This is a genomic window from Sphingobacterium spiritivorum ATCC 33861, assembly GCF_000143765.1.
Lineage (GTDB): Bacteria > Bacteroidota > Bacteroidia > Sphingobacteriales > Sphingobacteriaceae > Sphingobacterium > Sphingobacterium spiritivorum.
In genome coordinates this window covers 344,196-363,897 of the sequence record NZ_GL379770.1, presented here as the reverse complement: position 1 = coordinate 363,897, position 19,702 = coordinate 344,196, and the positions used below count along the sequence as shown (strand labels likewise).

Here is a 19,702-nt window from a genome sequence, read left to right as displayed (position 1 = left end):
AGCATGTCAATTCATAAAAAACGGCTTATTGGATTGGTAAGCCGTTTTTGTATTGAATACGCATCGTTCAGGGGCTAAACAAATATTTTTTTGTAAATTCAAATAGTGGAAATAAACTATGGTTGCATCACTCGTTATAGGTATCATATTTTTGGTTGCAGGCTTGGTACTTCGTTACTGGATTAACCGTAGAAAGTTTTACAGGCGCAGCTCTATGGGAACTGAGGGGTTCTCATCTTATGAAAGTTCGATTTTCATTAAATTGATTGAAAAGGTTGGCAAATGGATAGCTTATGCGTTGATTATATTTGGGCTGTTGTCGTTATGGGTTTATTCCCGTGAAAAAAAGGAAAAACAGCAGCCTGACGTAACAACCGAACAACCTGCCCAACGCAGATAATTATTACAGAATTTTAAAAGCAAATCGGATAGCCCAAAAGGTTATCCGATTTTTTATGACTACAAATCCGTACAAATAAAAGAAGAGAGCCTTAACGGCAAATATATTTCATCTGGGCTATGTTTTATATAATCTTCTTTAACATCATCCCACATAAAGCCTGGTCTAACTAGCGTAAAGTCATTTATTTTATTTACTGATTGAACATAGCTGTAACCCCACGGAGATTTGTAAATAATTTGACCTTGAACTGCCAGTGTATCGAAGTTTTTTTCTGCAAGTTGCTTCATAACTTTTTTAAATGCTGGACAAACTTTGTAATAAAACACCATCAGATTCTGTTCAAGTCCTTTGGTTCGCTGTTTTAGGTCAGAAATTCTAAGATTGATTTTAATTTGCAAATCATCAAAATTATTTTCAAAATCATCAATATTTTTCCACCCTAAATAATGAAGCGTGTTTAGAAGCATTGAAAAAAAGTAATGCATCTCGCCATCTTTCCAATAATTGTTTATCAGGCAAACAATCGTGTTTACAAGTGCATCGGCTTTTAATTCCTCAACTTTCTTTTTTGTATAATCAAATTCGTATTCTTTAAAGCCTGTTCTTGCCAACATTAAAAAGTCGCCTATTAAGTTTAAACAACAACCTTTCACATTATTGTTGTCATAATTGTTGCTAAACGGAAGATAGCTAAAGAAATGTTGCTTTTCTTGCTCGTCGTATTTTTCTGTTTTGCCTCCATATTCAAGTATCAGCTCAAGCGTTATCAAATATTTGGTTAAGTCTGTTAATGTGGGTTTATAGTTTTGGGGTCTATTGTTACCATAAAGAAGTTCTTGCTGATTATAATACAGATTATCAAAATAGCTTGTCAATTTTCTTTTTTCAGACTTTAGCAACGCAAAAGAAAGATTACGAACTATTTTTACTTCGTTTTTCTCATTGCCATCAATGTTACCTAAATTTTCTTCCTGTTCATCAATGCTAATATCAATCTGTCTGTTTATGGACAGAGATTTTGAGTGAATGAATTTTAAAACATCTAAAACCCGAAGCGAAAGAGAAGAAAGCAAAAGACTTTTCTCATACGCAGAATGCTCAATTGGTTTGTAAGAAGAAAGGTCATACAGCTTTTCGGGCTCGTTGTTTCCGTCTCTTTTTGCATCTGTAGTTTTACGGCTATTCAGAATACTTGCACTTTCTTCGTTTTCCGTTTCATCAATTATCGCATAATGCAACAAGTCGAGAACTTTGCTTAGTTCTCCATTTTGGATTTCGCTGTAAATCCTTTCTATGTCTTCAGTTTTAGGATTTGGATGGGTTTTGGCAAGATGAAAATAATCAGACACCAAAAGTTTGTTTGATACAAATTCATCCTCCATATTAGCCAATTGAACGTACTGAAAACTACCTAATTCTGCATTGAGTTTTACTTTTAGTTCTTGCTCAAACTTCGAGAATGTTTGGGAATGAAAATATCGGTTCTCTTTATCAAAAAGCATAAATTTAAACGGTTCTGAGAAATTGCCATTTAAGTGAATTGTAAGCTCATCATAAATCAATTCTGCGCTAAGAAGTTGAACCTGAAATTTATTATTCTTGATTATCGTTTCATAAATGGATTTATGAGCTGTAGAAGTAAAATCTGAAAGTTGTTTTTTGTTGCCAACTTTCAATTTTATGCCTAATTTATTAAGCAAGCCACCTTTTTCAGATCGTATAAGAAGTGAAACTTCTGCATTTGCATTTTTTCCTGCTAATGCCAAGCCCTCCGGTGTTATATTGGCACTTCCGAAAAGGCAAAATTCTTTACCATCTTTTGTTTTAATATGGATAATCTTTCCGTGAAGTTTAGAGTTTGAATTATCAGATTTCGAATATTGAACTCTACTGATACCAGCATTGCACCAGTCGTAAAATGAAAATGTTTTACTTAAATCCATTGCCGATGGAATAAAACCACTTTCTTCTAAAACCACATTAATATCTGCTTTTGGGAAAAGATTTTTAAGCTCTTGCAGTACCTTTCCTTTGCTATCATAAAATGGAGAAATGGTAGTAATTTCAACAATTTTTTCGTTGCTAATATGTTTTAATAGCTCATTCCAAATCGAAGAGGTTTCGGAATTGAATAAAAAAGCAACTTTCTCTTTTTGTGAAGTATTTAAAAATTCAAACGGTTTTACTGCTGGTAATTCATTAAGCCATTTTGAATGTTCAATTATCCACCTTGTGGTCTTTTCATTCATCTGACCTTTAACTGTTGATGAAAGCATCGATAAATAATTCCAAGCAGATGAAAATATTGGGGCGTTCTCGGTCGAACGAATATCAAAATGATATGCTCCCCAAATTTCATCGTTGTTTCCATTTCCCGAATTGGTAAGATTTCCTGAACCAACAATTAATAAACCCTCCTTATCGCCAAATAGCATCCAGATTTTTGGATGAAATACTGAATTTTGAAAAACAGGATAAAGTGAATAACCGGCAGTAAGTTGCATTTCTTCGCCAGTGGCTTGTCGCATCAACTCTGAATAATAGTAGCCGTCAATAAAAACATTAATGTTTCTCACACCACACGAACGCAACCATTTCATTGCTTTCATTTCAAAAAAGTAAAAGTCAAAGCTGAAAGTGGTAAGAATACAAGAATGGTATCTTCTGCTTCCAATTAAAGTCAAAATGTTTTCTCTTTCTAATGCCATTAGTCAACCAAAAGTTTTGTGTGAAGCGGAGACAAAACCTTTTCCTCGTCGATTACCTGCAAATCAAACATTATGTTTTGCAAAGCATTCATTCTCGGCGATGTATTTCTTGGTGGAAATATGTCGATGAAACGGATGTATTGTTCTTCTATAAAAAATTTATGCGTGGATTGTGAGCCATTACCCATTTTTCTAAGGGCAACCATTGTGTGTCTGTAAATTATTTTGCGTAAAATAAATTGTTCAACAAAATCTTTAAGAATTTCTTTCTCTGCTTTATGAACTGTAAGGATGCCATCAACCATATTTCCATCTCTTTCTGTTCTCTTTCTACTCATAAATTCTTTCAAAGGATGCAATTGTTCTCTATTATTTTTGAACAGCTGAAGTAAAAGCATGAAACCGTATTTACCAGCAAGAATTGGGTCGTTGGTTTGGTTGATTGCTCTTTTCGTTTCCTCTTCGTCGTTCGTATCTGGAATGAGTGATAAAATTTCTGAAACTAAAGATGTGGGCTGTATTGATTGGTTAAAATCTTTGCAAATTTCTTTTGAGATGCTATCCGAAAACTTCTCAACAAAAGACGGCAAATATTGGTCTTGTTGAAAATCGTAAAGATGTTGCAGCAATGCCCAAAATATTGTTCCGCAACTGTATTGCCAATATTCATTTAGTTGATAGCAATACCAACCGATGTTTGTTTCTGTTTCGGGTTGAGTGCTTGAACCTAATTTTTTATGATAGCTTTCGAGCAAAAATTTATACCAATTATAGTCATTATCGTTTTGAACCGCTGTTTTTATTAGCGATAAAATGGTTTCTCTTCTATGAAAAGTCACCAATTCTTCAACTTCTTGGCTTGGCTCATCTTTGTCAAGGAGCATTTCCATATACAATTGCCATTCACTGCTTTCAGTTTCTATAGTCTCAATCGCAAAATATTTGATTAGTTCTGGTATATCCGATTGGTAAAGCTTTCCTTTTTTTATGTTGCTGTAAAATAACTCTTTTATTTGGGGGGATAATGATATCTCAAAAGCATTAGCTAATTGTTTTCCTGAAACTTTTTGTCTGGGATGTGGTTGGCTTATATTGTAAACAACGTCTCCAAAATCATTTACCGCAGTAATAATTAATGAAAGAGCTTGCATCGCCCCATAATAATATTGCCCAAAAGCACCGGACGGATATTTCCAATACACATTTTTGTCTGTACCGTCTTTATCAGCCCCCTCAGCTAAATCAAAATAATCATTTTCAATCGTGTTGAGTAGGTTTGATGCGAAATTACTTCCTGTAATTTGCTGAACTGCTTTCCGCTGACTTTGCATTATGATAGCAATCATTAACTCAGCCCTGCGAATAAAGCGGTATTGCTCTTTTGAATTTCCCTTTTTCTCTGTTTTAAAGTAAAAATCTAATAACCAGCAATAAAAGCCATAGTACCGCAGTCGATTAGTCAAGTTAGAAATTCCGGGCAACATCGTTGCATAAGTTGCCTCTGAAGTTGTCTGAAGCCCTAATGGGTCAAGTCCTGTAATTAAATTTATTGATGCTCCCCAAAACGGATAGTTTGATTTGCCTTTTTGTAATAATGCCATTTAAAAATTCTTATTGAATTTGTTATTAACCTATAATTTTCAAATTTACAAAATAAACTATGCTGAAATTTATCGCGGAGCCAAACACTACCTTTCAGAGCCAAAGCCTGCAACATTTTCTAACGCTATCATAAGCATTTATAAATTCGACTTCCATAGTAAAATTGAGCAAACAATGGAAGTAATTGCAATACAAAAGTCGGCACTAGACGGAATGAAAAATGAGCTAAAAGCACTTTTGGAATTGACCGAAAATGCCACACAGAAATATACGCCCATTTTTAAAGCGGAACAATGGCTCGATAACCAGGAAGTATGTCTGATGATGAACATTACCAAGCGGACTTTACAGACCCACAAAAGCAAAGGACTATTACCGTATTCAAAACTGAACCGTAAAAATTATTATAAACGCTCAGATGTACAGGCTTTGCTCGAAGCCGGACAGCTGGACAATACTACTGAAAATGGATTTATTCACGAATGATAGTGACGATATCATCGCCCACAGGGAAATGATTACACAGCTACGAAATCGTATTGAACAGATATTAAAAAACTACCGTCCTGTAATGAACGGTGAAATATATCTTTCGGGCGAAGATGTGTGCAAGCTGTTACATATCAGCAGACGGACTTTACAGCAATATCGTGATGACCAAATACTCCCATACATCCAGATAGGCGGCAAAATCATTTTTAAGCAAACCGACCTTTTACGGATACTTGAACAAAACTATGTCTGCAATGGACAAAAGAACAAGTAACGGATTTCAAGCAATCATATTTCTATATCGAAACGAGTTTAGTATCTTTGCTATGTAAAATATAGAAATACTTAAAGTGTTTTTGCTTTAAGTCCCACATTGAAAACTGGTAATTTTTAGACAACGGGACGATAAGGAAGAACGCTCATGCCATAGGCGTGGGCGCTCGCTTATTCGTTGTCGGGTATACCAGTACCTCAATGTGCGGTAAGTGTAGTTGCCTGCGCTTTCTTTTTGTGCAGGAACTTCATCTAACTCAAAAAAAGGTAACGTATGAAAACTGGTACTGTACAAGAAACAATCTCCCTGTCTTTTATCAATGACAAAAGCCCTGTAACCGATAACATCTGCAAAGATCTCGCTGCATCTGGAATGGAAATACTATCTCGGTCAGAAAGCATTGAAAATGGGCTAACACAGTTGTCTTCATTGAATGAACTCCCCAAAGTCTGTATTATTGACTTGGATTTTTACGACCAAAATGTGCTTAAACAGCTTCAAGAATTAAGGAAAGAGTACCCTGCAATCAAACTGGTTGCCCATAGCGATATTGATGATGAGAAAGTTGGGAAATCTCTTTTAGAGATTGGGTTTTCAAGTTATCTACTACTTGGAAGCGATGTTGATGATTTTAAGAAAGCTATCTTCAGTGCTTAAGACTATATTTCATCATCATCGTCTCCATACCAACTTGAAGTATCCACATCGTAGTCATCGACCTCAAACTTAGAGGACGGAAAATCCTCTTCAATTTGATAGCGTATCTTCGTTTCAAAAGGGAATGTTTCTGGCAAGTCTAATCCATCACCTTCACGTCTTTCTTTATTAGACCCATATTCAAGAATCACATGTAAATCTCCAAAGACGTCCACTACAATTTCATATTCATTAATTTCTGAAATATGATATTCTGACACTTCACTATATTCCAGTGAATGGTGAGGTGCAAGTCGATCAACATTCTCAAAAAAATTAGTTACAACGGATGATACCATATGCTCTTCGATATGTCCATCAAGGAATTGTTTAAGATCTTCACGATAGTTCTCAATTGTTTCTACCAAACTAATAAAAGAGTTAAGTACATCTTGGCTCATACGCTCAATTTCAGAATCGCTAATATTAAACACCTCAGGATTAATATGGGTATACTTGCTTAAAGTATTGATTGTTTCTTTTACATCCTTTATCATGTCTTTGAGTTCGTCAACCTCAAATCCCCAACGATCTAAAAAAGTGTCGTCTATTCCACCTTGGACTGCGTATTTAATTCTTTGGTTTCTTGTAGGTTTTCCGTCTGCAGTTTCGGGGCTAAACCAAACACAATTTTTCACACGTTCTTCCGGAGCAAGGTTATATAAAAAATGTCGTGACAACTCCCTTATAGAGCATGCAAAATTATTAAAGCGAAGTTTGTTTGTTCGATCATTTAAGCTAGCAATTGAAGCTTCAAATAAATCCAACTCAAATTGGTTGGATAGTAATTGTTTTATTTTTTCGGCTTTCTCCATAGTCTCTACATATAAAAGCTGTATTTAAGCTGCATACTATCTTCTTGGTTCAAATATTTTAATATTTCTCCAACATTTCTCGCACATTCAATTGTAATAGGCATCTGCCTATCAAATTGTGTATTATTCCAATTCATTTTGGTTAATGCAAGGATTTCATCGCAAATGATGTTTGGAGATTCATCATGTTGTGCTAATTTTATTTCAATGGCTCGAGGGATATATCTACCTGGATACGTTTCGTAGTACGGCACAGATCCTCTTGTATATAGCAAGTGGTGTTTATAACTCATAGCGAAATGTGTTCCCCTCATCGGCGGATAATTGCCATTCCTGTATAATCTTAAATCAGATGTTTGTATAGAAACTAAGTCAACTTGATTTATATGCAAATCACGAGCTGCTTGGGTAAACCCGTAAACTTCATCTTCACTGAAGTTAGAGGTCTTATGGATTACTAGTCTTTTCGGAAAAATTTTTACGGCTTCATAATATTCAGTTAGGGACTGCTTTAGAAGATTGAATGCTTGTTCTTCACTTAGATGTGGTGTTCTATCGTTTTTTTTCAAAGTAATTTCCTCACCTCTTAAAATGACACCTTTCCCTAACTCATTAAATATTTGGGCAATACTTGTTTGTGTTGAGCTTCTATCTCTACTTTTAAAGAAGCTTATACCGGCATAACAAGTAGTTTCAGCAGTGTCTTTTCTGATCAATGCCCAAGGCGTTCCTGAAGCTTTATAGTATAATGCTGTAAAAAAATTCCAAGCAACCGTTGCAGGATCTTGCATCTCTTTGGTTGGTTTTGCAACTCTATCCCTAATGATTTGGATAGGCACATTATATTGCATTGCCTTTGCTTTAAGATTTCTCCTGAAATTCTGTTCTTTTGAAGAAACCTCATCTTCATCAAAATCACGTTCATGAACTTCAGTTTCTTCTTCATCTTCACCAGAAGCTTTTGCCTTAGCTTCGGTAATATGTTTCATTAAATTTTCAGGCAAAGCGCAAAGAATTACATCTGGTTTTTTGTTTTTAGATAAGAATTTGATTTCAGCTAAATAGAGTTCTGTAATTTCTGCAATTATCGTTTCCAGGGAGTTGCTTTTCTTGACGATTTTCTCTAAATCAGAGTTATTTAACTTTCTTAGGTATGTATCATCATAATTGATCTCGCACTTAAAGCCTATACTTTTATTGAAACCGCAAAAATTTAGAAAAAGGTTGGGATGTGGGGTTTTACTTTGTTTTCCATCAATATGGGTTTTGCATGATTCTATCCATTCTAAAACTGCATCAACACTGTCAGATTTTCCAACTACTCCAATGGTGATTTTTTCAGGTCTAACTTGATCAATATCAAATGGATTAAAATTGTAAATGCCACTTTTAGGACAAATCTGATGTCCTAAGCCAAATTGTAATGATGGTTCTTCTATATATCTTAATTTCATTGATCAGAAAAAATTGAGTTGGTTAATTCGTTATCAAGGCTTATTTCCGTTGGAGTAAACTCAGATGTTTCTTCAACGATTTTAACGGGTATCCATTTTTGTTCATCTAGGCTGGGAGATAAACTTAATGGCTCATTTTTCGAGGTCTGCAGGTATGGATATTCAGTAACAAACAGGTCCGTATAAGATAAGTAGTACGCAAAGAATCTAAAGTAATTGTAAACAGAATTGTTATTCTCAAGTCGTTTTATTCCTGCCATATATGCTGATTCAAATCGACTTTCCCTATATCCACCCGGATTTGTAAAGCTCCATGTTGGATTTATGACCAAATACCAATCTATTTCAAAATTTAAAAAAGATGCTTTGAATGCTAAGTGTCTATAACAGATTATGTGCCCCTCCTTCTTATTTGTCATTTCGAATATTACTGTCTTGGTAGACTCTTTTTTACCCTTCCATCTAATTTGCTTTGCTTTAGGAGGTCTTGAATTGGCAAATCTGAAAATTCCTCTTGGCGGGAAGAATTCTATTCCTTTATAATAGCAAAGTTGGATCAGAGATTTTCTTAAAAGGTTTTTGAATACTTTGTTACTCGCTTCATCTTGTTCGTAGAAGTCTTTACAATCCAAAGTAGTTATTGTGCCAGCATCTATAATTTTTCTCAATGGTTCGTTGTTTTTAGATAAATCCCGAAAAGTATAAATACACTTTTCATGTAAAATCCAGTCTTCAAAATATACTTTATTTTGTTTTAAAGCCTTTTTGACCAGTGTGTTTGGCTTCAACTTTTTCACTTTCCTTTTTCCAATACTCTCCAAATAATCGTTTAGATTTTCGAGGATAGCTTCTTCATTAATAAACAATTCTGCCTTATACAAAACCTTCGGAAATGATATTTTAACCATGTTAGGCGAAATATCTTCTGGCTCGTTATTCAAGTATCCATTTTCGAACTTAAGCTGGCGCTGTTCAATCTGTATATCCGAAAACTCATGCTCGTATAATTTAGAAATCGCTTGAATTTTGGGCGTTGAGCTTATAGCATTTATTTTCTGAAGAATAACGTCCTTGTCTATAATATGGTCACTTGACTCAAACCCAAAACTATCGGGTATTACATCTTTCAGTTTTGCATCATTGTATTGCGGCTTCTTTTCTGTGAGAATATATAAGTAGAGTACATCAAACTCATTTTGTAGGTCATACTTTGAGAATGTTTCGAGCGTAGTCCTAATTTTATCAAGAGAAGATGTTGACGTAATTTGAAAAGCCACCCTATTCTTAAAGTCGGCCAGATCAATTGCTGGAAAATTTTTCTTTTTTGTAGAATTAAGATTTTCAAGTTCCAACCCGAAAACCTCATTTAATAACGGTACCAAAAAATTCTCTGCATGGATATTAATATGATAATTTCCTATTGCATTAAACCCTTCCACTTCGTGGACAAATCTCGCTGCACAAGTAGTGATCTTGTTGATGTATTCAATCCTGTTCAATTTTTGAAATATTTCGAGGTTTATTATTTAGTTTGTGACATATACTTTATCTTCTTTTCGGCAACTCTAAGAGTTTTATCCGCCAACGATTCGTCTTTTAGCTCAATTGCAATTTTCTCACTGAGGTATTGAATAAGTAATTCTTCTCGTTCTATGCCCAAAATATCTGCGAGTTTAAAAACCTGTTCCTTATTGATATTTCTTTGCCCTCTTTCAATTTTACTCAGAATTGCTGTATCCATTTCGAGCAAAGCAGCAACTTGCCTTAAGAGAAGCCCTTTCTCCTCTCGTTTAGCACGTAATATTTCTCCAACTGTTTTTTTATAATCCATTTTGTGTATTTGAAATATTCTACTTGACAAATAATGTCAAATATACGTTATTCCTTTAACTATTAATCGCATTGAGCAGGCAATATATTATTAACCAGTTATTGTGGCTCTTCAAGGTAATTATCTGATAAAATTAATAACTGTGTGGCGGTAAATAATGCGGCGTTCTTTTGCTTCTTTTCTTTGGTCGCCAATGTGGCAAGAAAAGAAGTTCCCTAAAACAACAAAAGGGATAATGAACATCCCTCAAATAATGTCGCAACCTGTTTGGTAAAATGTGCCGGAATGAATGGTGGGTAGGCATCCCATTTTGCCAAAGAGGTTGCTCCGATTTATGCAAAAAGACTGTCCCGACCATCGGGAGGGAGTGTCTTTTTGCCGCCCGATTTTCCAATCAGGCGACTTTTATAGGATGGGTTCGGAAATCTTTCAGGTTGTGAAAAAATCCCCTGTATGGTGTCAAACCATTTTTAAACATACCCCATAACAGTGAACAACCCATCTGAACCAATGAGGAATTGATATACAAGTCCTGCTTTTCCAACGCTTCGGCAAGGGAACAGCTCGGTGTATCGTCTTCCAGTTCGGATTGTTTAAGCAGTTCGCCAAATTCATCCGTAACCATTGGCAGGCTTGCCACCGTTTCATATTTCTCTGAATTGGGTTGGCGAATTTTTCCTATGGTAGATAGTAAAACTTGTCCTGTATGTTGACTGTTGCCGAAGTCCAACCAATAACGTGGGCGGTTGGAATAGGGTCTTCCATTGCTCAATTCACTTAATATTTCCGCAATTTCAAATCTTGCTTTTACGCTATCCACACAGGAAATATAAATACTTGCTCCTGCATTTTCGGGGAAACTGTCGCTATTGTCTTTTTCAAATTTCCTTGCTTCCGCTTTCCAGTTCGTACCTGAGAAGCGATTTATACGGTTAATGATAGCAACAGATTTGTACAAACCGACCTCACTTTCTGCAAAACGCTGTCTTCCTAAATTGGCTTGGGTAATTACATCATCATCCCAAAGACGAATAAACAACCCTGCGTGTCCTAACTCGTTTAGGCTGTGGTTCATCTCAAGCAAGGCAGTCATTACTTTTGAGCCTGTACCACCTGCACCGATTACGTTTACCGTTATGGGATTGGTAGGATTTATCAAATCGCTGTCCGTAAAATGGACTTTTAAAATTTCTTTGCTCATTACAATATCGTTTTTATGGTCTTGTTTGTCTTTTTCAATATATCTTTAGGAAAGGCTTTGTCTGTGCCGATGAGGTCTTTCCAAAGGCTTACACAATTTCCTTTTATGGGGTTGTGTTCGTTTACCAAGTGACTGAAATAGCTGTTAAAAAAGTAGCTTTCCCACGCTTGCATAAATTCTTCAACCGAAGCAGAATTTTTGATATTGATATCTACAGTTCCCATACATACGTGTCCGTCCTCGTAAATATTGAAAAATGGTGCGTGAAATAATACGGTATTCTCGGTAGGTCTTCGGTCTTTTTCTAGGGCGAAAACAATAAGGCTCTGTTTGCTTGCATACCAAAGCATTGCAGGTACTTTCGCCGTACCGTTTGGTATTTCAAGACTTTCAGTAAAGAACATTTTGACTTTTCGTGCTTTGGTGTACCAAAGTACCGTACCGTTTTCACTCGGATTAATGTGCAGGACGTTGGTAGGCAGAATGCCGTTAGATTTTAAAAATGCCTTGCTCTTTTCCTTTTCCGTATTGAGTGCTTTTGCCAATTCTTTAGCTTCTCTCTCGGTCAAAGGATGGGCGTTGATTGGATTACCGTTCCTATCCATATCAAAATGCTCTACATAGGTGGTTCTATTACTTCCTTTGGTTTGGTAAAAAACCAAAGCCGATAAAGGGTGGTAAAGCGTTCCAAAGTTTTGTGTTATATCTTTCATTTTAGAGTATCTAAAAGTTATTCAGTATGTATATCAATTCCTCAATTAAGGCAAAAACACGGTTTTCAAATTCAAGGGTATTTGCAGTAATATCACTACCATCAAACCTTTTCACAATGGTGGGTTCTTCCATTTGTCCGTATTCTTGCAACTCGGTGTTCACGCTCTCAAAAAGTGTTTGAAACAAAATACCTTTTGCATCGGCACAGAACGAAACGTACTTTTCCACACCTATACTATTTTCCATATCTTCTTCGCTTGCTTCTCCGCTTGGCAGGGCATTACGGTTTATGGTAGCATTCGGGTATTGTTCATACAAGGCAAAGGCTTCACTTGCCAGTTTGTAGCAATCTTGGTCAAAGCTGTCTTTGATTTTAAAGGAGTTTAAACGGACTGCAAATCGGCTCAAATTGTGCTTGTTGTAAATTTTCTGCTCCATACGTTCGCCTATCTGTTCTGATTGCCTAATCTCGCTTAAATACGTTGTCGTGTCCTCATTCTCGTCATCGCTTACAATCCACTCTGTTACCATTTCATACATCCAATACAGATAACTGTTTTCCTGTCGATAGTAAGGAACATCTGCAATGTGGTATAGGTACGCACACACGGATTGCAATAGCTGTACGGCTTGCTTGCGATTGGGATGCTTAGATAGTCGGTACAATGGCACTACGGGAATGTAATACAGGGTTGCACCTGTACTGTACCGTTCTTCACTTACGAAATACGTTTTCTTACTATCCTGTATCAAACGGAGTTCTTCCCAATCACGAAACTTCTTTCTTAACTGTTCCTCTGTGGAATCCAAAGCTAAAGCGATATTGTAGGGATAGCCGTACTGCCTGGACTGCATAGGTTGTATACAGTAATGCCCTGCCAATTTGGAAAGGGACTGATAAAAATCCCTTTCCGTCTTTTCCGATTTTCCACAAGCCTGTACGGTTTGTGCTTCTTGCAGTTTAGGCAGAAATGAGCATTTTAGAAAACCATTGGTAGTACCGTTATCGGTACCGATTTCATTTTGTCTTTTCTTATTTCGTCTGCGTTCTTTGGTCTTTGCATCCAATCTGCGAACTCGCCCAACTGTTTGTGCAAAGTCTTCTGTTTCGGTTGCTGTAGGGTTTTGATGATGCCCGATATGATATTGCGTTGCATAATTCATTTTTTTTGATTTTTGATTTAACCTTTCGTTCCCATTACACTCTCAAATCGGTACTGTATTGTATCGTCACGGATAACAGGGGCAGATACTTTGGCAGTGGTCAGTATCGGATAAGAATTTGCATAGAAATTCATTACGGCTTCCACGCTCCAACGTGGTTCGGGGTCAGTCAATGGAATATCCTGTCCTTTATCTTTGAGTATGAAAATTCTCGGTAATACTGTTGCTAATAACATAATGTTCGTTTTTAATTGTTAATATTCTACTTCTTCGTTTGTTGTATTTATTGGGCAATAGGTAGCAACCTCCTCCGTTTTTGGCGGTTCGGGTTGCTCCTCCGTTACTCCACCAAAAAGGCTCGGTGTCCCGAACTTGTCGGACAATGACGTTTTGCGTTTGCGTATCTCGTCCGCTTTTTCGGGAAACTCCGTAATGTCGGGTACTTTCATCCACGCTTCACGGAACTTGCCCTCTTTCTCCAACTCGTCCACCTTTGCCATACCGTCTTTGTACTTCTTGTCTTTGGTTTCTTTTTCCTTTTTGGCTTTCTCGGTTTTCTGCTTCTCCATTTCGGATTGCAGTTTGACGGTTTCCATTTGCTTCATAAAGGCTTCCATATCCACCATTAAACCCGATATGGCTTTAATTGGTGCGTTTATCTGCTCAAAAAATCCCTCGTCAAACTCCTGCGAAGTGGCGTTAAAAATCAATGGGGGAATGAGGTTTTTCGCACTATCTCCGCATTGCTCATTGTTGAGCAATACTGTTACGATTAGTTTGTTTTCTATCCCCTTAGAAATGTTCAGTTGCAATATTCCTGTAAAATCCAACTGCTGTACTTGATTGAAAAAATTTGTGTTCATTGCTGTGAGTTTTAATGTGTTGTTACTTGTTCTTTGATGGCTGTAAGTTTCTCGTACATATCCGCCCAATAGGCTTTTTGCCTCTTGTCGAACTCGGAAAAACGCTCGTCCTCGTGGCGGTATTCTTTGTACCGCCCTGCTATTTTTATGGCTTCCTTTAAATCCGTTACTTCGATTTGGCAACCGTTTAAATCTGTTACGTACATCATTAATCGTCTTTTAGGATTACCATCGTGTTATGATTAAAGGCATAGTCAAACGCACCGTTTGATACCCTATGCCTTCTTCGCAGTTCCACGCCCTCATCATCCCAACCAAAATCGGGAAGACCGTTTACCCTTGCCACAAGCTGTGCATTGGTCAAGTGCTTAAATCGCTCCCTGCAAAACTTTTCAAGGTCTGTTTCTTTGGTAATTCTATCTGTTGTTTCCATCTTTGATTGCTTTAAGTGTTAATGACTGATTTCTGCTATTTGGTCAATCCTGCCATAGATTATACTCCGTAGGCTCGTTTTGTCGGGTGCGCTGTATTCCTGCCAACTGTCGTACTGCTTCACTACATAGGTTTTTAGAATATCATCAAACCCAAACCGATAACCCATTAGGGGAACTGCCCCGTTAAAAAAGGCGTTTCGGTTTACCGCTTCCGCAATCCAATTTTTCTCGGCTCGGCTTAGCTTCTCGCCCTTGTTCAGTTTTTCCCTTAGCTGATAGACCTTTGAGGTTTTCAGCGTTTCCAATTCGGGTACTTCGTGGCTGACAAATTTTATCGCTATGGCGTTCGTTTCCATTGTAACTGCTTTTGAATGTTATGCGTTAATCTTCGGTGGCATAAACCCCATTTACATAGTAGCCGTGTAATTTTTCCCAAAGGCGTACTAAACCGTTCGTGTCTATATAGAAATGCTCTGTACGATTGCAGTAAATGATAAATACGCTTTCGCCTTTGTGCTTCTTTTCAAGGCTCTTGGCTCTCGCCAAATTTTTGGCTTCCTCTATTGTTATCGCTTTCATAAAACTTATTTTTAACAGGCTACCACCGATTGTGGCGGTAGCCTGTGATTATCTAATTGAGGTTTAGGATTTCCGCACCGTCTGTCGCAAAGGCTGTACATAGGTCAAATGCTTTTTGTCCTTTCATTTGAGCCGTTCCACCCAATACAATACTCTGTAACTTGGCTTCGTCATCCCTGTAATTGCGTACATTTTGGAAGTAGCCTGTAACAGCATTGTATGCTCCGAACAATGTGCCTTTTGTAGTGTCCATTTGTTGCGTATCACTCGTCATTGCATAGGCAAACGCATCGTTCACGGCATTTTTAAACATTGTTGATATTTCGTCTTCAGCACCTTTTTTGATGAGCTCAAGGGTTTCTTTGTTCGGGCATAGTGCCAATTGGATTAGCTTTCTGACCTCTTGGTCTGTTGCCCTTATCGTTGTCCAGTCATTGAAAATACCCTGTAGCTGGTCGCTCAATGTGTTGGCTAACCCCATTATCCTATGTGCATTCTCGATACGCTGTTTTGCTCCCGATGTGTGCTTGATACGGACTACATTGGTCATATTCCGCAATGAAGCGTTAAGGGTGTTTTGGCAAACGATACGGATAGGCGTAAACGCTGCGGTAATACTTCCGCTTCCGTCGTGGCTTGTGGTAAGGAAGATGTATTTTTCCGTAACATCATCGCCATTGCCTACACGGATATAGTCGGGCAATTTGGCTGTGATAAAAATGCGTTCGCCTTTGCCCAATGCCCCTGCGGTTTCGTACAGAATACCCTCGCCACCTCCTACGATAGCATCAAAGAAACTGAACGCTTCACGGTTTTGTACGATGTGGTAATCTTTACCCACTACGCCCAATACGGCATTGTTATCGGTGCGTATGTTGGCGAAACAGTTAGGTACTTCCAGTTCGTTACTGCCTATCTCGATACCGTCTGCGGTTTCGGTAATGCCCGAACCTTTGGTAAACAGAGGGGATTTGACTACCTCGTAATCTAACCCTGCGTGTCGGATAGCTTCCTCGCTTGTGGGGTACTGCTCTACGATTTGCCCCAGACCGTGCCACGCTTTTTGCTGAACGCTAAAGAATGAATAACGTCCTGTTTTCTCGTTGTAATTGATGTTATGTGCCATAATGCTAAAATTTTGATGTTGAAAAACGATTGAATATTCGTTGTTAAAATGGGAGGTCGTCCTCGGTTGATATTCCTGCAATGCTGTTGTTTTCTGCTTTTGCAGTAACCTGTACGGTTTCGGCTCTATTGCTACCTCCGTGCAATTTGATTTGTGAGGTATGGAAATTAAGTCCTGCTCTTGGTTCTCCGTCTTTGTTTACCCACGCTCTCGGACTTACACGCCCTGTGAGTTCTACCAAAGTGCCTTTTGTCAGTAGCCTTGCCACGTTTGGAGTTATCCAGTAGGCACAATCGAAGTAGGTGGTTTGCTCTACTCGTTCGCCCTGTTTGTTACGGTAGCTGTCGTTTACCGCTACTGAAAAGTTTACCACCTGTTTTTCGTTCGACAATGTGCGTACTTCCGCATTTCTTGTCAGTCTGCCTGTGATGTTCATTTTCGCTGATTTTTAGTGATTGATATTTGATTTAATTTTTCTGATTTATTCGGTAATGAGAGGAGGTGCTGTTTCGTTTCATTACCATTTTTAATGCTTATAATTTTCATAACTGACATTTTTTTTATTCGTCCAAAGAGCCGGAGTATGCTATGTTTCGTTTCACGAGCATAAAAGGTTCGTGTTTAGCCGACACAAGGTTTTGAAAAATAAATACTACCCAGCGGGTGGAGATTTTTTTTCAAACTTGCTTGACCTTTTGGCGGTGTTAAGAACACGGAAATACCTTTGCTCTTGAAATGGGACAATAGTGCATACAGGCTTCTTTGAATAAAAGAAATGTGGAAGCCGAGAAAATTGCATTAGAAAATGGTCTGTTTTGAATTGAAATAATACTTCCAATTCGTCGGATTGATAAATGTTTTCTTAAGGTGTGGTTCTCAAAACCACAGAACAGGGATTTTAAAAATATCTGAAAATGGGAATAGCGGAGAGGTTTTTTTTAAAAATTTCTGTTTCAGAAATAGCCGGAAAGCTCTTTTACTGCGAGGATATTGCTATGGGAGGTAAATGTGCTTTGGCTGCAAAAAGTACCGGCAAAAAAAAAGCAGGATCGTCAAATCCTGCTTGATATCATTTATTTTTTAATATTTTAATCCCTAACTCCCATCAACACCATCCATTAGTTTCCGGATATCTTCATACCGATAATACATCAATCCACCGATTTTCGTGAACGGTAACGTTCCGTTTAGCCGAAGGTTTTGGAGTGTCCCCGCTGAAATCCCCAATAATTCTCGGATCTCGTAACTCTTGAGCCATTCCCGAGGCTCCTTTTCGGCTTTTCTCGGATGTGGTCTATTTCTCCTGATTTCTTCAAGAAGTTCCTTTTTAAAGCTATCTAAGTCTTCTTTAGTGATAAGTTCTACTTTCATTTGCGCTGCTTTTTAATGTTTCTAAATTCTCTCCTCTAGAACAGAATTGATTTATGGTCTTTTCTGTCTTTACGGATACAAATGAACCAAAAGTATCTACGAATTTGATCAACATGGCAGTCAGTGGTTGCATTTGGCGTCCAAAGGCACACATATAGTATTGCATCCATTAAAATTACAACCTTACCTCGTTTCATTTCAATAATGATCTAGAAGTATCTAATCCTGGGAAGCCATTCTAACCTCTAACTTGTGCATATCCTCACTTAGCTTATGTTCCAACACCTTAGCATAAATTTGGGTGGTACGTATAGATGTATGGCCAAGCATTTTACTCACCGATTCAATTGGCACACCATTGCTTAATGTCACCGTTGTAGCAAAAGTATGCCTTGCGAGATGGAACGTTAAATTTTTATTGATGCCGCAAATTTCTGCGATCTCTTTTAAATAACCGTTCATTCGCTGGTTGGATATGACAGGGAAGATCGTTCCATTCGCCTCAGCTACCGGATGCCCTCTGTACTTCTTAAGAAGATCTGAAGCCTCGGGCAGCAAAGGAACTCGAACCGTTGTATCGGTCTTTTGTCTTTTTGTCGTCAACCAATCTTTTCCGTCGATTCCTTTTGAAATATTTTCGGGGGTCAGGTTAAAAATGTCGATGTAAGCAAGACCTGTATAGCAACTAAAAATGAACATGTCCGACACGGATTGCAGACGCTCTATTGAAAAGGATTTATTAAGCAAAACAGTTAGCTCCTCTTTTGACAAATGGCCTCTTTCTACCTTTTCAAACCGAAGTTTGTATTTGGCAAATGGATCCCTAACCAGCCAATCCATCGTAACAGCCAAATTGACCATCTTCCGCAAACGTTCCATATGTTTCATCACCCCATTATTATTTATGGGCTTATGATGATCTTTAGGTTTGTAGTCATTAAGGAAGTTTTCAAAATCCAAAATGAACCGATAGTTCAGTTCATCCAACGGTATGTCTTTTTTTCCATATTTTTGTTTTATAAATTTTTGAATATAGGTTTCGGTGGTATAATAATTTTTCATGGTACCGGGGGCAAGTTTACTTACTGCCACTTGTTTATGGTATTCCACTAGCTTTAGAAGAGTCATTGTTTCCTCTATGTCCTCGCCTAGGTAGACAGATTTAACCGCTTCAATGGTAACGGTTTTATTTTGCTGCACCAACTGGTGATAACAATCGAAAATAAGGGAGCGTACCTGCTCCATGTGGCTGTTCAGCTTTACGATTTCTTGGCGTTTTCCTTTTGCTCTTCCTTTTACTTCGTCCCAATTGTTGATCGATACTTTGCTTTTTAGGGAAATTTCAGTTCTACGGCCGTTTACTGTAATCCTTGCATAAACAGTGGCCATTTCGTCTTTCTTGTTCTTGGGCAACCGTAACACGAATTGAATCCCAAAAGTGTTTTTACTCTTCATATCCATTTATTTTATGTTCAACTGATACACTTTAGTGCAGTTCTCTCAATCCAACTATTGGATATGATGCAGTAAAGAAGTCAAACAATAATAAATAGCATCAAAATAAATGTTGTAAATAAATGATTTACAATTATTTATAAGCTATCCGGTGAGTAAATATAAAACTTAAAAAGACTCACCGTTTAACTCACATTTAGATTGATATTTATTGGGGTTTCCTGATATAATATAAAACAAAAAACCCTCAAATTCATAGAATTTGAGGGTTTTTGACCTTACTTAGTGTAAGTGTTGTCGGGGTGGCAGGATTCGAACCTACGACCTCCACATCCCAAATGTGGCGCGATACCGGGCTACGCTACACCCCGAAAAGGTATCACCTTTGTTTTGTGTGGCACAAATATACGGCGAAAAACCATTTTGTCAAATATTTTTTGACTTCTCTGCCAAATATATCTGTAACCCACTCATAACGAACTTTATTAAATATTATTTACATCTTATACAATACCCGCAA

The 19,702-nt window shown here is 37.5% G+C and carries 23 protein-coding genes and 1 tRNA gene; 4 read left to right on the top strand and 20 right to left on the bottom strand.

Annotation, left to right across the window (positions count from 1 at the left end; genetic code table 11):
* Positions 1-118: 118 nt before the first annotated feature.
* Positions 119-400, top strand: coding sequence for a hypothetical protein (locus HMPREF0766_RS01830; protein ID WP_002993166.1), 282 nt, complete (start codon positions 119-121; stop codon positions 398-400).
* Positions 401-459: 59 nt separating this feature from the next.
* On the opposite strand, the gene HMPREF0766_RS01825 is transcribed toward HMPREF0766_RS01830, so the two are convergent.
* Positions 460-3,111, bottom strand: coding sequence for a hypothetical protein (locus tag HMPREF0766_RS01825; protein WP_002993164.1), 2,652 nt, complete (start codon positions 3,109-3,111; stop codon positions 460-462).
* Positions 3,111-4,712: a hypothetical protein gene (locus tag HMPREF0766_RS01820; protein ID WP_002993163.1), complete on the bottom strand. Its 1,602-nt coding sequence runs from the start codon at positions 4,710-4,712 to the stop codon at positions 3,111-3,113. The genes HMPREF0766_RS01825 and HMPREF0766_RS01820 overlap by 1 nt, the downstream gene beginning before the upstream one ends.
* Positions 4,713-4,887: 175 nt before the next feature.
* Here HMPREF0766_RS01820 and HMPREF0766_RS01815 point away from each other — a divergent pair, with 175 nt between their 5' ends.
* The 3 genes from HMPREF0766_RS01815 (at position 4,888) to HMPREF0766_RS01805 (ending at position 6,136) form a co-directional block, all read left to right on the top strand.
* Entirely contained in the window at positions 4,888-5,199 is a 312-nt protein-coding gene (locus tag HMPREF0766_RS01815) for a helix-turn-helix domain-containing protein (RefSeq protein ID WP_037459849.1), read from the top strand.
* Positions 5,180-5,479 (top strand): helix-turn-helix domain-containing protein, encoded by a 300-nt coding sequence (locus HMPREF0766_RS01810; protein WP_002993159.1) that lies wholly within the window; start codon positions 5,180-5,182, stop codon positions 5,477-5,479. The genes HMPREF0766_RS01815 and HMPREF0766_RS01810 overlap by 20 nt, the downstream gene beginning before the upstream one ends.
* A 273-nt stretch (positions 5,480-5,752) precedes the next feature.
* The gene (locus tag HMPREF0766_RS01805) at positions 5,753-6,136 is read left to right on the top strand and encodes a response regulator (RefSeq protein WP_002993158.1); all 384 of its coding nucleotides are present in this window, start codon (positions 5,753-5,755) and stop codon (positions 6,134-6,136) included.
* Between the two features lie 2 nt (positions 6,137-6,138).
* Here HMPREF0766_RS01805 and HMPREF0766_RS01800 read toward each other — a convergent pair whose 3' ends face one another.
* The 18 genes from HMPREF0766_RS01800 to HMPREF0766_RS01715 all read right to left on the bottom strand — a co-directional run bounded on the left by HMPREF0766_RS01800 (position 6,139) and on the right by HMPREF0766_RS01715 (position 19,553).
* Positions 6,139-6,990, bottom strand: a complete 852-nt coding sequence (locus HMPREF0766_RS01800) for a pPIWI-associating nuclease domain-containing protein (RefSeq protein ID WP_002993157.1) — start codon at positions 6,988-6,990, stop codon at positions 6,139-6,141.
* 5 nt (positions 6,991-6,995) lie between these two features.
* Positions 6,996-8,444, bottom strand: a complete 1,449-nt coding sequence (locus HMPREF0766_RS01795) for an argonaute/piwi family protein (protein WP_002993156.1) — start codon at positions 8,442-8,444, stop codon at positions 6,996-6,998.
* Positions 8,441-9,943, bottom strand: coding sequence for an SMEK domain-containing protein (locus tag HMPREF0766_RS01790; protein WP_002993155.1), 1,503 nt, complete (start codon positions 9,941-9,943; stop codon positions 8,441-8,443). The genes HMPREF0766_RS01795 and HMPREF0766_RS01790 overlap by 4 nt, the downstream gene beginning before the upstream one ends.
* 23 nt (positions 9,944-9,966) lie before the next feature.
* Positions 9,967-10,275, bottom strand: coding sequence for a helix-turn-helix domain-containing protein (locus HMPREF0766_RS01785; protein WP_002993154.1), 309 nt, complete (start codon positions 10,273-10,275; stop codon positions 9,967-9,969).
* A gap of 394 nt (positions 10,276-10,669) precedes the next feature.
* Positions 10,670-11,476, bottom strand: coding sequence for a PRTRC system ThiF family protein (locus HMPREF0766_RS01780; RefSeq protein ID WP_002993153.1), 807 nt, complete (start codon positions 11,474-11,476; stop codon positions 10,670-10,672).
* On the bottom strand, positions 11,476-12,189 hold the full coding sequence (locus HMPREF0766_RS01775; protein WP_002993152.1) for a PRTRC system protein B: 714 nt from the start codon (positions 12,187-12,189) through the stop codon (positions 11,476-11,478). The genes HMPREF0766_RS01780 and HMPREF0766_RS01775 overlap by 1 nt, the downstream gene beginning before the upstream one ends.
* A 10-nt stretch (positions 12,190-12,199) precedes the next feature.
* Positions 12,200-13,354: a hypothetical protein gene (locus HMPREF0766_RS01770; protein WP_002993151.1), complete on the bottom strand. Its 1,155-nt coding sequence runs from the start codon at positions 13,352-13,354 to the stop codon at positions 12,200-12,202.
* 17 nt (positions 13,355-13,371) lie between these two features.
* On the bottom strand, positions 13,372-13,590 hold the full coding sequence (locus HMPREF0766_RS01765) for a PRTRC system protein C (RefSeq protein WP_002993150.1): 219 nt from the start codon (positions 13,588-13,590) through the stop codon (positions 13,372-13,374).
* Between the two features lie 18 nt (positions 13,591-13,608).
* On the bottom strand, positions 13,609-14,217 hold the full coding sequence (locus HMPREF0766_RS01760; protein WP_002993149.1) for a PRTRC system protein E: 609 nt from the start codon (positions 14,215-14,217) through the stop codon (positions 13,609-13,611).
* A gap of 11 nt (positions 14,218-14,228) precedes the next feature.
* Positions 14,229-14,426, bottom strand: a complete 198-nt coding sequence (locus HMPREF0766_RS01755; RefSeq protein WP_002993148.1) for a hypothetical protein — start codon at positions 14,424-14,426, stop codon at positions 14,229-14,231.
* The gene (locus HMPREF0766_RS01750) at positions 14,426-14,650 is read right to left on the bottom strand and encodes a hypothetical protein (RefSeq protein ID WP_002993146.1); all 225 of its coding nucleotides are present in this window, start codon (positions 14,648-14,650) and stop codon (positions 14,426-14,428) included. The genes HMPREF0766_RS01755 and HMPREF0766_RS01750 overlap by 1 nt, the downstream gene beginning before the upstream one ends.
* Before the next feature lie 18 nt (positions 14,651-14,668).
* Positions 14,669-15,007 carry a hypothetical protein gene (locus HMPREF0766_RS01745; protein WP_002993145.1) on the bottom strand — a complete coding sequence of 113 codons (339 nt, stop codon included), beginning with the start codon at positions 15,005-15,007 and terminating at the stop codon, positions 14,669-14,671.
* Positions 15,008-15,032: 25 nt separating this feature from the next.
* Positions 15,033-15,230, bottom strand: a complete 198-nt coding sequence (locus HMPREF0766_RS01740) for a hypothetical protein (RefSeq protein WP_002993144.1) — start codon at positions 15,228-15,230, stop codon at positions 15,033-15,035.
* Positions 15,231-15,282: 52 nt separating this feature from the next.
* Positions 15,283-16,356, bottom strand: a complete 1,074-nt coding sequence (locus HMPREF0766_RS01735) for a DUF932 domain-containing protein (protein ID WP_002993143.1) — start codon at positions 16,354-16,356, stop codon at positions 15,283-15,285.
* A 43-nt stretch (positions 16,357-16,399) separates the two neighbouring features.
* A complete protein-coding gene (locus HMPREF0766_RS01730) occupies positions 16,400-16,792 on the bottom strand; it encodes a single-stranded DNA-binding protein (protein WP_002993142.1) in 393 nt (130 codons plus the stop codon).
* Positions 16,793-17,451: 659 nt separating this feature from the next.
* Positions 17,452-17,727, bottom strand: a complete 276-nt coding sequence (locus HMPREF0766_RS01725; RefSeq protein WP_002993139.1) for a helix-turn-helix domain-containing protein — start codon at positions 17,725-17,727, stop codon at positions 17,452-17,454.
* Positions 17,728-17,946: 219 nt separating this feature from the next.
* Positions 17,947-19,182, bottom strand: a complete 1,236-nt coding sequence (locus HMPREF0766_RS01720) for a site-specific integrase (RefSeq protein ID WP_037459845.1) — start codon at positions 19,180-19,182, stop codon at positions 17,947-17,949.
* A gap of 297 nt (positions 19,183-19,479) precedes the next feature.
* Positions 19,480-19,553: transfer RNA gene (locus HMPREF0766_RS01715), tRNA-Pro, on the bottom strand.
* Between the last annotated feature and the right edge of the window lie 149 nt (positions 19,554-19,702).